Here is a 12,981-nt window from a genome sequence, read left to right on the forward strand (position 1 = left end):
AGTCAGTGCAGCGTTAGCGTGGGACACGAGGGCCTCCTGTTTGGCGAAGTGAACCTTCAGCAGTTCCACTCCACCGCGGGAGGCCCTCCCACGTCATCCCCTCAGATCGAGGAGTCGCACTCCCTCAACCAACCTGTCAGGTCAGTACAGCTAGGCGTTCTCCTTGCGGAACGTCGCCGTGCCCCAGGCCACGGCGAGGACGAACAGTACGGCGGCCCACACCGAGCCCCACACCATGGGCGAGGTGGCGAAGTCGCCCGAGAACGCCGTACGCACCGCGTCCACGACCCAACGGAACGGCATCCAGTCCGAGACGTTGAGCAGCCACTTGGGGCCGATCGTCATGGGCAGCAGGATCCCGGAGAGCAGCAGCACGGGCATCATCACCATGTTGATGACCGGGGCCATGACGTCCTCGGACTTGGTGGTGAGGGCGAGGGCGTTGGAGGCAGCCGCGCAGGCACCGCCGACGAGCAGCGTGAGCAGGACGCCGAAGACGATGCCGGCAGCCGAGCCGCGCATCCCCATGAGGTAGCCGAGCCCGACGAGGATGAGCGCCTGCACGAACAGCTGCAGGACGTCACGCACGAGGCGGCCGACGAGCAGCGCCGTGCGGCTGGCAGGGGTGACCCGCTCGGCCTCGATGACCCCCTCGCGCCACTCCCCGATGAGGCTGAACCCGGCGAAGAAGGCGCCGAACATGCCGAGCTGGACGAGCATGCCCGGCACGAAGAACGTGTAGGCGTTCGTCGCGCCGAACTGGGTGATGAGCGGCTTGAGAAGCGGGCCGAACAGCAGCAGGTAGAGGACGGGCTGGAGCATGCCGATGATGACCCAGGCAGGGTTGCGCAGGTTCATCCGCAGCTGGCGGCGGAAGACGATGAAGCACTCGCGCAGGAAACGCATCGGTCAGCTCCCCTTCTCGGAGGTCGAGCCGGTCGCACCGGCAGGGTCGGTCTCGGCGGCGTCGCGCAGCGAGCGGCCGGTGAGCGTGAGGAACACGTCGTCGAGGGTCGGGCGGTGGACCTCGATCGACTCGAGCGAGATGTCGGCGTCGTGCAGGTCGCGCAGCAGCCCGGGCACCGCCTTGCCTGCTCGCTGGACCCGGCCACGGACGTGGTTGCCGTCGATCTCCACCCCCTGGAGCCCGTGCCGCGGCGACTCGGCGATGGCGTCGAGGCGCTGGGCGGCCGCCGAGACGAGCTCGGCGTCGGAGACCTCGAGGTCGACGAGGTCTCCGGCCACCTGGGCCTTGAGGTTGTCCGAGGTGTCGGCCGCGACGATCCTGCCGTGGTCGATGATGAGGATCCGGTCGCTGAGCGCGTCGGCCTCGTCGAGGTAGTGGGTCGTGAGGAACACCGTGGCGCCGCGGCGACGGCGCAGGTCGGCGATGTGCTCCCACAGGTTGGCCCTGGCCTGGGGGTCGAGTCCCGTGGTCGGCTCGTCGAGGAAGACCAGCGACGGCTCGTGGATCAGGCCCATCACGATGTCGAGGCGACGGCGCTGGCCACCGGACATGTTCTTGGGCATCCGGGTCCACAGGCCCTCGAGGTCGAGCTGGGAGAACAGCTCCTTCCCGCGAGCCGTCGCCTCGGCGCCCTTCATGCCGTAGAGCATGCCGTGGTCGACGACCTCGTCCCCGGCCCTGGCGCTGCTGAACGCGCCGCCCGCCTGCGAGACGTAGCCGATGCTGCGGCGCACCTGCTCCGGCTCGCGCACCACGTCGTACCCCGCCACCGTCGCCTCGCCCGCGGTGGGCCGCAGCAGGGTGGTGAGCATGCGCAGCGTGGTCGTCTTGCCTGCGCCGTTGGGCCCGAGGAACCCGACCACCTCGCCCTCGGCCACGTCGAGGTCGACGCCGTCCACGGCCCGGACCTCGGTCTTCTTCCTGCCCTCGCGCGCCTGGAAGGTCTGCACGAGCCCCCGTGCACGGATCATCGGTCACTCCCTCTGCTCTGGTGCGGCACAGTGTCCACCACGGCACCGACAGTGGCGACGGGGTTTTGCACCTCGCACCGGTAGACCGGTGCGCCCGGCAGAACTCATCGGCCTGCCGCATGATGGGGCCCATGCCCGAAGGCCACACGCTCTACCGCCTCGCCCGCGACCTCGACGCGGCCTTCCGCGGGACCCGCCCCGAGGCCAGCAGTCCCCAGGGCAGGTTCGCGGCCGGAGCGGCCCTGCTGACGGGTCACACGTTCCTGCACGCGACCTCGTGGGGGAAGCACCTGTTCGCGGAGTTCGAGGGCGACACGTGGCTGCACGTGCACCTCGGCCTGATCGGCACCTTCACCATCGACCAGGTCGCCTACACCGGTGAGGTGCCGGTCGTGGGCCAGGTGCGGCTGCGCTTGGCCAACGACGCCCACGTCGCCGACCTGCGCGGCCCCAACCTGTGCGCCGTCATCACCCCCGAGCAGGTCGAGTCGGTCACCGCACGACTGGGCCCCGACCCCCTGCGGCCCGAACCCGACCCGGACCTCGCCTGGCGCAAGCTCTCGAGGTCCGGGCGGTCGGTGGCCGAGCTGCTCATGGACCAGGCCGTGCTCGCCGGTGTCGGCAACGTCTACCGCTGCGAGGTGCTGTTCCGGCAGCGCATCGACCCGTTCCGCCCCGGGAAGGAGCTTCGCCGCAGCAGCTGGGACGCCATCTGGCTCGACCTCGTCGACCTGCTGCCCCTGGGAGTCGCCACTGGGAAGATCGTCACCGTCGCCGAGCAGGTGGAGCAGGTCAGGGCCGACCTCGCCGCGGGCCGTGTCGACCCGCTGGAGGCGCGGACGTCCTACGTCTACAAGCGGCAGGGCGAGCCGTGTCGCGTCTGCGGTTCCCGGATCCGCACGCGCGAGGTCGCCGGTCGCAACCTGTACTGGTGCGGCCGCTGCCAGCGCCGCCGCTGACGCAGGCGCCGCCCAGCCGAAGGCCGCGCCGCCGCCGACGACGACCACCGCTGACCCGGTCAGCTCGGGTACGGCGCCCAGCGCACCCCGAGCGCGAGGCCGGCGAGCAGGACCAGTGCCGCCACCGCCGCGAACCCGACACTGAGGTCGACCTGCTGCAGCTCTGTGTCGACGTGCTTGGGCAGGTCGGCCAGGACGCCCTGGAGCTGTCCCGCGTCGCTCGCCGCGAAGTACTCGCCACCGGTCGTCGTCGCCACCTCGCGCAGGGCCGCCTCGTCGACCACGAGGAAGTTGCGACCGCCGGGGCCGATGCCGCTGAACCCCTGCCCTGGCCCGTCGTAGAGGCCGCCGCCCAGCTGGTCGCGGGTGCAGACCATCTGGGTGGGCTCGGTGGTGCCGAACCCGATGGGGTAGACGCGGACCCCGCGCGCGGCGGCCTGCTCGGCGGCTTCCTGGGGCGTCACGCCGCGGGTGTTGGCGCCGTCGGTGAGCAGCACCACGATCTCGGGGGCGGTGCGTGCCGACCTGGGTGCCGGCGTGCCCGGCGACGGGTTCCCCGGAGCGGGGCCCGACGGGTCGCCGGGAGCGCCTGGAGCGCCTGGGACCGTGCCCGTGGTGCCGCTGGTGTCGGCCGGGGCGACGTCGGGGTTGATCTCGGCGATGGCGTCGATGGACTTCAGGATGGCCGCGCCGATGGTCGTGCCGCGCCCCGTGGTGAGGCCGTCGACGGCCTTGCGCAGCTCGGTGTGGTCGGTGGTCGGCGCCACCGCGACCTGGGCGAACCCCGAGAAGACCACGAGCCCGATACGGGTCCGGTCGTCCTGCTTGTCGATGAAGGTGCGCACGGCGTCCTGCGCGGCGGCGAGCCGGTTGGGGGTGACGTCGGTGGCGCACATCGAGCCCGACACGTCGACCGCGAGGATCACGGCGGAGCTGGACACCGGCACCTCGGCGCGGACCTGCGGGCGGGAACCGGCGACCGCGAGCAGGGCCAGGCTCGCGAGCACCAGCCCGATCGGCACGTGACGTCGCCACGTGCGCTGCCGGGGCAGGGCCGAGCGGATGAGGGCCATGCTGGAGAACGCCACCGCCTGCCGGCGACGACGCCGCAGCTGCCACCAGTAGACGCCGACGAGCAGCGGGACCGCGAGGAGCGCCATAAGGACGTAGGGCAGCCCGAAGGACACTCAGACCACCCGCCCCGAGCGGAGCACCGAGACCGCTGCGCCGAGCAGGAGCAGCACCGCAGCGGCCGCGGCGAACCACGACGTCACCTCGCGCTCGCGGGTCCGGGCCGTCCACGCGAGGTCGATCGAGCCGTAGACCTTGGCGAGCGACGCTGCGTCGGCGGCCGCGTAGTAGGCGCCGCCGGTGGTCGCGGCGATCCGCTTCAGCGACGCCTCGTCGAGCGCCGTCGACACCTGGAACCCGTCGACCTCCAGGACCGTCCCCCGGGTGCTGCCGATGCCGATGGCGTAGACCTTCACCCCGGCGGCGGACGCGAGGTCGGCGACCTCCTGCGGGTCCGGGTCGGTCGTGTTCTCACCGTCGGAGAGCAGGACGATGGCGGCCGAGGAGTAGTAGCCGATGTCCGCGTCGTCACCGGCCCCCGGCTCGGCGCCGATCTCGACGGGCTTGCCGGCGATGGCGCTGAGCGAGGACACGATGCCCCGGCCCACCGCCGTGCCCCCCTGGGGTGTGAGCCGGTCGATGGCAGCACGCACCTGGACGCGGTCGTCGGTCGGCTGCTGGGAGACCACCGCGCTGTCGCCGAACGCCACGACGCCGATGCGGATCGACGACGGCTGCCTGGCGACGAACGTCCGCGCGGCCGCCTTGGCTGCGTCGAGCCTCGTGGGCGCCATGTCGGTGGCCGCCATGCTGGTCGAGACGTCGAACGCGAGCATCACCGTGCCCTCGCGGCGGGGTTCGGCGACCGTCGCGGTCGGCCTGGCCAGGGAGACGATCAGGACCGTGAGGGCGGCGAGGACCAGCGCCGGCGCGAGGTGCTGCAGGCGCGAACGGCCCGGACCGCCGGGCGCCGACCCGTGGCCGGCGAGGGGGACCAGCCCGAGGGCCTCGAGCTCGACCCGCCTGCGCTGCCGCATCCGTTGCTGTCTGCGGTATGCCGCCACGAGCGCGGGCACCGCCAGCAGGCCCAGGAGCATCCACGGCCACGCGAAGCTCATCGCCGCTGCTGCCTTCGCAGGTGGGAGATCCGGGCCAGGGCGCGCACGAGGTCCTCGTCCGTGGCGACGGTGTGGACCTGCGTACCGGCCCGCTGGGCAGCGGCGAGCAGCGCCTGCTGGCGCTCGGCGGCGGCCTCGCGCAGCCGCTCGCGGAACACCGGGTCGTCGGTGTCGACGAAGATCTGCTCGCCGGTCTCGGCGTCCTCGACGTAGACCATCCCGACAGCCGGGAGCTCGGACTCCCGCGGGTCGACCACCTGGATGGCGACGACGTCGTGGCGCCGCGCGAGCAGCGAGAGGTGGCGTTCCCACCCGGGCTGGGAGATGAAGTCGGAGACGACGACGACGAGCGAACGGCGCCGTGCCAGCCCCAGCCCGGCCTTGAGCAGGACGGACAGGTCGGTGGTCGTCCTGGCCGAGCCGGTCGACGGTGGGCGCAGGAGGGACTCGGCGATGCGGAGCACGTGGTTGCGACCCTGTCCCGGCGGGACGACATCCACCCCGTCGTCGAAGAGCACTGCGCCGGTGCGGTTTCCGCCTCGGGAGAGCACGTGGGCGAGGGTGGTGGCGACCTCCGTCACGACGAGGGACTTCTGCCGGTCGACCGGGCCGAAACCCATCGACGCCGACCGGTCCAGCAGCAGCCAGCAGGTGACCTCGCGGTCCTCGACGTACTCGCGCACGTAGGGGGTGTCCATCCGTGCCGTGACGTTCCAGTCGAGGTGGCGCAGGTCGTCGCCCGGTGTGTACTCGCGCAGGTCGGTGAAGTCGACGCCCGTGCCGCGGAACAGCGTCCGGTAGTCGCCCTGGAGCCGCCCGTCGAGCCGTCGCACGACGCGCCACTCCAGCCGCCGCAGCAGCGCCTCGGCGGTGAGGGGGCCCGTACCCGTAGGGCTGGGGGAGGCGGTCAGCGCGGGCCGGCGGTCCACGTGGCCTCGCTCGGTTGCGGGCGCCGCTCGCGCAGCGGCACGTCGGGCATCGAGACGGCTGCCACCACCGGCTCGAGCACGTCGTCGGCGCCGATGCCCTCGGCCAGCGCCTCGTAGGACAGGACGAGACGGTGCCGCATGACGTCGTACGCGAGGTCGCGCACGTCCTGCGGACGGGCGAAGTCGCGGCCGCGCAGGAACGCCAGCGCCTTGGCGGCGAGGACGAGGTTGATGGAGGCCCGCGGGCTCGCCCCGAACGTGAGGTACCGCGCGAGGTCGGGCAGCCCCACGGAGGCCGGGGCGCGTGTCGCCCCCACCAGCCGCACCGCGTACTCGATGACGGCAGGGTCGACGTAGACCGCGTCGGCCCGGCGCTGGTACTCCACCAGCTGCCCCGGCTCGAGCACCCGCTGGGTCGCGTCCATGGCCGAGGTCATGCGTTCGACGACGACGAACTCCTCCGACGGGGTCGGGTAGCCGATGACGGTCTTGAGCATGAAGCGGTCGACCTGCGCCTCGGGCAGCGCGTAGGTGCCCTCCGACTCGATGGGGTTCTGGGTCGCCATGACCAGGAACGGGTTCGGCGCAGGGTAGGTCTCGCGGCCGATGGTCACCTGGCCCTCCTGCATCACCTCGAGCAGCGCGCTCTGCACCTTGGCCGGGGCGCGGTTGATCTCGTCGGCGAGGACCAGGTTGGCGAAGACGGGCCCGAGGGAGACCTGGAACTCGCCCTCCTTCTGGTTGTAGATGCGCGTGCCGATGACGTCGGCCGGCACGAGGTCCGGGGTGAACTGGATCCGTTGGAACTCCCCGCCGATCGCCTGGGCCAGGGTCCGGACAGCCATCGTCTTCGCCAGGCCGGGCACGCCTTCGACGAGCAGGTGGCCGCGGGCCAGCAGCGCCACCAGCATCCGCTCGATGAGCAGGTCCTGGCCGACGATCGTCTTCTTCACCTCGTAGAGCGCCAGCTCGAGCGGGTGCTGCTGGCGGCCGGGCTGGGGACGGTGCGGGTCCATGGGCTCTCCTGGTGGGGTGGTCACTGGGGCGGGCTTCCGGCGACGCCGCCGGCGGTGGCGATGGGGACGGCGAAGCCGATGCCGACGAAGAAGCTCTGCTCCGAGGGGTTGGCGAGGCCGGTGACGATGCCGACGACCTGGCCGTCGCGGTTGAGCAGCGGCCCACCTGAGTTGCCCGGGTTGACGGCGGCGTCGAACTGGATGAGCCCCTCGAGCGTCCGTCCGCTCCCGACCCGGATGCTGCGATCGACGGCCGAGACGACGCCGCCGCTGAGTGACTGGGTCAGCCCGAGGGGGTGGCCCAGCGGGAACACCTCGTCGCCGACCTGCGGCGCGCCCCCGAGCACCGCAGGCACGACGACCCGGGGCAGGGACGACGCGGTGAGGACGGCGGTGTCGCTGGAGGCCTCCTGCTTGGCGACCCGGGCGCTCGCCTCGGTGCCGTCGGCGAAGACCACCCGGATGGTGGCGGCGCCGTCGACGACGTGCAGCGCGGTGAGGACGGCGCCATCGGCGCTGACCACCACCCCCGCACCGGTGCCGTTCTCGTCGTGGGCGGCTCCCACGCCCGTCGTCCGGATGGTCACGAGGGAGGGGAGCGCGGCACGGTACGCGGTGGTGGCGTCGGTCGGGGCCTTGCGCGCCTGCTCCTGCGCGGCGGCGATCCCCTTCTGCACGCTGCGGTCGACGTCCGCCTGGGTCAGCGCCGGGGTGTCGGGACCGCGGAGCAGGGCCGTGGCGACGAGGGCCAACCCGACGAGGAGGAGCGCGACGGCGACCACGAGTGGCCGCCTCGTGATGCGGCGCCCCCCGGCGTGCGGGGTCGCGTCGTCCTCCTGCCCCGCAGGGGTGCCGACGGCCGACGGTGCAGGCACCCGGTCCACCTTCGCGAGCGTACGTCCGATCCGGCCCAGCGAACACCGCTCGGGACACGAGAGCGGGCTTTCACGGGGAACTCTCAGGATCGTCAGGTCGTAGATTGACCGCCATGGACAACGTCGTCTCGTCGGTGGAGGAGCTGCGCGCCCTGCAGCTGGACCGGATGCGCTGGAGCCTGGGGCACGCATACGCCAACGTGCCCCACTACCGCGCCGCGTTCGACGCCGCGGGCGTGCACCCCGACGACCTGCGCGAGCTGGCCGACCTCGCGCGGTTCCCGTTCACGGCCAAGGCGGACCTGCGCGACAACTACCCCTTCGGCATGTTCGCGGTGCCCCGCGAGCAGGTGTCCCGCATCCACGCGTCCAGCGGCACGACCGGGCGCCCGACCGTGGTCGGCTACACGCGCCAGGACATCGACACCTGGGCCGAGGTGATGGCGAGGTCCATCGAGTCGGCCGGCGGCCGCCCCGGCGACATCGTGCACATCGCCTACGGCTACGGGTTGTTCACCGGCGGCATCGGCGCGCACTACGGCGCCGAGCGACTGGGCTGCACCGTGGTCCCGGTGAGCGGCGGCATGACCGAACGCCAGGTGCAGCTGATCCGCGACTTCGGGCCCCGCGTGATCATGGTGACGCCGTCCTACTTCCTGGCGATCCTCGACGAGATGGAGGCCCAGGGGATCGACCCCAAGGACACCTCGCTGGAGATCGGCATCTTCGGCGCCGAGCCCTGGACGCAGCAGATGCGTGAGGAGGTCGAGCGGCGCAGCAACCTGCGGGCCGTCGACATCTACGGACTGTCCGAGGTGATGGGCCCGGGGGTCTCCCAGGAGTCGGGGGAGACCCAGGACGGGCTGCACATCTGGGAGGACCACTTCTACCCCGAGGTCGTCGACCCCGTCACCGGCGAGGTACTGCCCGACGGCGAGGAGGGTGAGCTGGTCTTCACCTCGCTGACCAAGCAGGCCATGCCGGTGGTGCGCTACCGCACCCGTGACCTCACGACCCTCATGCCCGGCACCGCCCACCCGCAGTTCCGCCGGATGGCCAAGGTCACCGGCCGCACCGACGACATGATGATCGTCCGTGGCGTCAACGTCTTCCCCTCCCAGATCGAGGAGCAGCTGCTCGCGGTGGAGGGCCTGACCCCGCACTACCTGTGCGTGCTCACCCGGCCGGGCCGCATGGACGAGCTCACCGTCCAGGTCGAGGCGGCGTCGGCGTCGTCGAGCGAGCCCGAGCGCGCTGGTATGGCGCGAGCCCTCGCCACCCGGATCAAGGACCGCGTCGGCGTGACGGTGGCCGTCGACGTGCTCGCGCCGCACGCCCTCGAGCGCTCGCTCGGCAAGGCCAAGCGCATCAGCGACCAGCGCCACCTCCGCTGACGCGGGGCACCCCCTCGCGTCCCGTCGCACGCCCTACGCGCCACGAACTTTCGGCCACTCGCCCGAAAGTCGCCGCCCGGCGCCCGTACGCGCCACGAACTTTCGGCCACTCGCCCGAAAGTCGCCGCCCGGCGCCCGTACGCGCCACGAACTTTCGGCCACTCGCCCGGTTTCGCCCTCAGCGGACGCCTCTGGCGCACCGTTCGTAATCTTGTAATCATCGTTACATGACAACGAAGACAACAGCGGAAGCCTGGCTGGCCGGCCGACTCCCGACTGACTGGTTCACCGGCCCCGTCGAGGTCACCCGCGACCGCGACGAGCTGCTCGTGGTCGGCACCCTCGCGGCGCCCGAGCTCGACTCCGACGACCAGACCGAGCGCGAGATCGCCGCGCGCGGCCGCATCGCCTCCTTCCGTGAGGACACTCGCGAACGCCGCATCGAGATCGCCCGCGAGCTCGAGCACCTCTCGGGCCGCAAGGTCTCCTGGGGTGTGCGCATCGGCGACACCGAGGTCCTCTTCACCCACCTCGCCGCGCCGGTCATGACCCGGTTGCGCCAGCCCGAGCGCAAGGTGCTCGACACCCTCGTCGAGGCCGGTGTCGCCCGGTCGCGCTCCGAGGCCCTCGCCTGGTGCGTGCGGCTCGTCGGCGAGAAGTCCGACAGCTGGCTCGCCGAGCTGAGGCAGGCGATGGAGCACGTCGACGAGGTGCGTCGCAAGGGCCCGGCGGCGTGACCAAGCCCCCTTCCCACCGCCAGTACCCGGCCCCACCCGGGCCGACCCGGGCCTCGCCCCCACCGACGGCGTGACCCCGGTCCGTCCGCTCACGGCGAACATGAGCCGACCCGGCTCAGGGCCGGGAACAGGGGTGGGAGGCCCCGCGTTCCACCGGACAAGCGTCGCGACAAGCATCAAGCGCGCGCCTCGGAGCGTCCCGATCAGGTATCGGTCGCCGGAAGGCGTGAGCGGGGTGCGTGCCGCACGGATAGCATCGAGGTGATCTCGATAGGCAGGAGCAGAAAGATGTTTGAACGGTTCACCGACCGGGCCCGTCGGGTGGTGGTGCTTGCGCAGGAAGAGGCGCGCATGCTCAACCACAACTACATCGGCACGGAGCACATCCTGCTCGGCCTCATCCACGAGGGTGAAGGCGTCGCCTCCAAGGCTCTCGAGAGCCTCGGTATCTCGCTGGAGTCCGTCCGCGAGCAGGTGCAGGAGATCATCGGCCAGGGGCAGCAGGCCCCGAGCGGCCACATTCCCTTCACGCCCCGCGCGAAGAAGGTTCTCGAGCTCAGCCTCCGCGAGGCGCTGCAGCTCGGCCACAACTACATCGGCACCGAGCACATCCTGCTCGGTCTCATCCGCGAGGGTGAGGGCGTCGCCGCGCAGGTCCTCGTCAAGCTCGGGGCCGACCTCAATCGGGTGCGCCAGCAGGTCATCCAGCTGATCTCGGGCTACCAGGGCAAGGAGGGCCAGGCCGCCGGTGTCGGCGGCGGGGTCCAGCAGGAGGGCACCCCCGCGGGTTCGCTCGTGCTCGACCAGTTCGGCCGCAACCTCACCATGGCCGCCCGCGAGGGCAAGCTCGACCCGGTCATCGGGCGCGAGAAGGAGATCGAGCGGGTCATGCAGGTGCTGTCCCGCCGCACCAAGAACAACCCGGTGCTGATCGGTGAGCCCGGCGTCGGCAAGACCGCCGTCGTCGAGGGCCTGGCCCAGGACATCGTCAAGGGCGAGGTGCCCGAGACCCTCAAGGACAAGCAGCTCTACACCCTCGACCTCGGCGCGCTCGTCGCCGGCAGCCGCTACCGCGGTGACTTCGAGGAGCGGCTGAAGAAGGTCCTCAAGGAGATCCGCACCCGCGGCGACATCATCCTGTTCATCGACGAGATCCACACCCTCGTCGGTGCGGGTGCCGCCGAGGGCGCGATCGACGCCGCCAGCATCCTCAAGCCGATGCTGGCCCGTGGTGAGCTCCAGACCATCGGTGCGACCACGCTCGACGAGTACCGCAAGCACATCGAGAAGGACTCGGCGCTCGAGCGCCGCTTCCAGCCGATCCAGGTCGCCGAGCCCACGCTCAGCCACGCGATCGAGATCCTCAAGGGCCTGCGAGACCGCTACGAGGCGCACCACCGGGTGTCCATCACCGACGGCGCGCTGGTCTCTGCGGCCAACCTCGCCGACCGCTACATCAACGACCGGTTCCTCCCGGACAAGGCGATCGACCTCATCGACGAGGCGGGCGCGCGGTTGCGCATCCGCCGGATGACCGCACCGCCGGACCTGCGGGAGTTCGACGAGAAGATCGCCGCCGTGCGCCTGGAGAAGGAGTCGGCCATCGACGGCCAGGACTTCGAGAAGGCCGCCAGCCTGCGCGACGACGAGAAGAAGCTGCTCGCCCAGAAGGCCGAGCGCGAGTCGCAGTGGAAGTCCGGCGACATGGACGTCGTGGCCGAGGTCGACGAGGAGCTCATCGCCGAGGTCCTGGCTGCCAGCACCGGCATCCCGGTCTTCAAGCTCACCGAGGAGGAGTCCTCGCGGCTGCTCCACATGGAGGACGAGCTGCACAAGCGCATCGTCGGCATGGACGACGCCATCAAGGCGCTGTCCCAGGCGATCCGCCGCACCCGCGCCGGTCTCAAGGACCCGCGTCGCCCCGGCGGCTCGTTCATCTTCGCCGGCCCCACCGGCGTCGGTAAGACCGAGCTCGCCAAGACGCTGGCCGAGTTCCTCTTCGGCGACGAGGACAGCCTCATCCAGCTCGACATGAGCGAGTTCTCCGAGAAGCACACGGTGTCGCGCCTGTTCGGCTCGCCCCCCGGCTACGTCGGCTACGAAGAGGGTGGCCAGCTCACGGAGAAGGTGCGCCGCAAGCCGTTCTCGGTGGTGCTGTTCGACGAGGTCGAGAAGGCCCACCCGGACATCTTCAACTCGCTGCTGCAGGTGCTCGAGGACGGCCGCCTCACCGACTCCCAGGGTCGGATGGTCGACTTCAAGAACACCGTCATCATCATGACGACCAACCTCGGCACGCGGGACATCTCCAAGGGTTCGCTCGGCTTCTCGGCCGGCGCGGACACCCGCAGCGACTACGAGCGGATGAAGAACAAGGTCACGGACGAGCTCAAGCAGCACTTCCGCCCCGAGTTCCTCAACCGTGTCGATGACACGATCGTCTTCCCCCAGCTCACGCAGGAGGAGATCGTCGCCATCGTCGACCTCGAGATCGCCAAGCTGGACAAGCGCCTCAAGGACAAGGACATGGGCATCGAGCTCACGACCGAGGCCAAGAACGCGCTGGCCAAGAAGGGCTACGACCCCGTGCTCGGTGCGCGCCCGCTGCGCCGCACCATCCAGCGCGAGATCGAGGACGTCCTGTCCGAGAAGATCCTGTACGGCGAGCTGAAGGCGGGCGAGCTGGTGCTCGTCAACGCCGACGGCGAGGGCAAGTCGGCGACGTTCACCTTCGTCGGCACGCCGCACCCGAGCGGGATCGAGCTCCCCGTCGTCGAGACGGTGGGCGACTCCTCGGAGTGACCACCGGTACGGCGCGCGGTCACCGCGCGCCGTACCCACCGCCAGAGGGCGGCACCCCACGGGTGCCGCCCTCTGCGCGTCCCCGCGCGGGTCGACGCGAAACCCCACGCGGGGCAGTCGAGCACAGCGACAACCTGCGCGA

Annotated in this window: 11 protein-coding genes; 4 read left to right on the top strand and 7 right to left on the bottom strand. The window is 71.2% G+C overall.

What is annotated here, in order from left to right; genetic code table 11:
• Window positions 1–150 precede the first annotated feature (150 nt).
• Complete coding sequence (locus AB4Z02_RS16610) at window positions 151–906, bottom strand: ABC transporter permease (protein WP_441972340.1); 756 nt, start codon at window positions 904–906, stop codon at window positions 151–153.
• 3 nt (window positions 907–909) lie between these two features.
• Complete coding sequence (locus AB4Z02_RS16615) at window positions 910–1,938, bottom strand: ATP-binding cassette domain-containing protein (RefSeq protein WP_441972342.1); 1,029 nt, start codon at window positions 1,936–1,938, stop codon at window positions 910–912.
• Window positions 1,939–2,069: 131 nt separating this feature from the next.
• Between AB4Z02_RS16615 and AB4Z02_RS16620 the strand changes: the two genes are divergently transcribed.
• On the top strand, window positions 2,070–2,897 hold the full coding sequence (locus AB4Z02_RS16620) for an Fpg/Nei family DNA glycosylase (protein WP_056882083.1): 828 nt from the start codon (window positions 2,070–2,072) through the stop codon (window positions 2,895–2,897).
• Between the two features lie 59 nt (window positions 2,898–2,956).
• Here the strand turns inward: AB4Z02_RS16620 and AB4Z02_RS16625 are convergent, their stop codons facing one another.
• The 5 genes from AB4Z02_RS16625 to AB4Z02_RS16645 are packed head-to-tail and all read right to left on the bottom strand — an operon-like array spanning window position 2,957 to window position 7,906.
• Entirely contained in the window at window positions 2,957–4,084 is a 1,128-nt protein-coding gene (locus AB4Z02_RS16625; protein WP_441972345.1) for a VWA domain-containing protein, read from the bottom strand.
• Window positions 4,085–5,086 carry a VWA domain-containing protein gene (locus tag AB4Z02_RS16630; RefSeq protein WP_441972347.1) on the bottom strand — a complete coding sequence of 334 codons (1,002 nt, stop codon included), beginning with the start codon at window positions 5,084–5,086 and terminating at the stop codon, window positions 4,085–4,087.
• Window positions 5,083–6,015 carry a DUF58 domain-containing protein gene (locus AB4Z02_RS16635; RefSeq protein ID WP_441972349.1) on the bottom strand — a complete coding sequence of 311 codons (933 nt, stop codon included), beginning with the start codon at window positions 6,013–6,015 and terminating at the stop codon, window positions 5,083–5,085. The genes AB4Z02_RS16630 and AB4Z02_RS16635 overlap by 4 nt, the downstream gene beginning before the upstream one ends.
• The gene (locus AB4Z02_RS16640) at window positions 5,994–7,031 is read right to left on the bottom strand and encodes an AAA family ATPase (protein ID WP_441972351.1); all 1,038 of its coding nucleotides are present in this window, start codon (window positions 7,029–7,031) and stop codon (window positions 5,994–5,996) included. The genes AB4Z02_RS16635 and AB4Z02_RS16640 overlap by 22 nt, the downstream gene beginning before the upstream one ends.
• 20 nt (window positions 7,032–7,051) lie before the next feature.
• Complete coding sequence (locus AB4Z02_RS16645) at window positions 7,052–7,906, bottom strand: S1C family serine protease (RefSeq protein ID WP_441972353.1); 855 nt, start codon at window positions 7,904–7,906, stop codon at window positions 7,052–7,054.
• Window positions 7,907–8,019: 113 nt separating this feature from the next.
• Between AB4Z02_RS16645 and paaK the strand changes: the two genes are divergently transcribed.
• From paaK to AB4Z02_RS16660, 3 genes are all read left to right on the top strand, one after another.
• Window positions 8,020–9,300, top strand: a complete 1,281-nt coding sequence (paaK, locus tag AB4Z02_RS16650; protein ID WP_441972355.1) for a phenylacetate--CoA ligase PaaK — start codon at window positions 8,020–8,022, stop codon at window positions 9,298–9,300.
• Window positions 9,301–9,527: 227 nt separating this feature from the next.
• A complete protein-coding gene (locus AB4Z02_RS16655; protein WP_056882088.1) occupies window positions 9,528–10,037 on the top strand; it encodes a hypothetical protein in 510 nt (169 codons plus the stop codon).
• A gap of 288 nt (window positions 10,038–10,325) precedes the next feature.
• Window positions 10,326–12,839 carry an ATP-dependent Clp protease ATP-binding subunit gene (locus AB4Z02_RS16660; protein ID WP_056882089.1) on the top strand — a complete coding sequence of 838 codons (2,514 nt, stop codon included), beginning with the start codon at window positions 10,326–10,328 and terminating at the stop codon, window positions 12,837–12,839.
• Window positions 12,840–12,981 lie beyond the last annotated feature (142 nt).

The sequence above is a fragment of the Pedococcus sp. 2YAF34 genome (assembly GCF_052114585.1).
Classification (GTDB): Bacteria; Actinomycetota; Actinomycetes; order Actinomycetales; family Dermatophilaceae; genus Pedococcus.

What these genes read in the sequence shown, in the direction of transcription:
- AB4Z02_RS16610 (WP_441972340.1), bottom strand. Translation starts at nt 906, where the DNA reads ATGCGTTTCCTGCGCGAGTGCTTCATCGTCTTCCGCCGCCAGCTGCGG.
- AB4Z02_RS16615 (WP_441972342.1), bottom strand. Translation starts at nt 1,938, where the DNA reads ATGATCCGTGCACGGGGGCTCGTGCAGACCTTCCAGGCGCGCGAGGGC.
- AB4Z02_RS16620 (WP_056882083.1), top strand. Translation starts at nt 2,070, where the DNA reads ATGCCCGAAGGCCACACGCTCTACCGCCTCGCCCGCGACCTCGACGCG.
- AB4Z02_RS16630 (WP_441972347.1), bottom strand. Translation starts at nt 5,086, where the DNA reads ATGAGCTTCGCGTGGCCGTGGATGCTCCTGGGCCTGCTGGCGGTGCCC.
- AB4Z02_RS16640 (WP_441972351.1), bottom strand. Translation starts at nt 7,031, where the DNA reads ATGGACCCGCACCGTCCCCAGCCCGGCCGCCAGCAGCACCCGCTCGAG.
- paaK (WP_441972355.1), top strand. Translation starts at nt 8,020, where the DNA reads ATGGACAACGTCGTCTCGTCGGTGGAGGAGCTGCGCGCCCTGCAGCTG.
- AB4Z02_RS16655 (WP_056882088.1), top strand. Translation starts at nt 9,528, where the DNA reads ATGACAACGAAGACAACAGCGGAAGCCTGGCTGGCCGGCCGACTCCCG.
- AB4Z02_RS16660 (WP_056882089.1), top strand. Translation starts at nt 10,326, where the DNA reads ATGTTTGAACGGTTCACCGACCGGGCCCGTCGGGTGGTGGTGCTTGCG.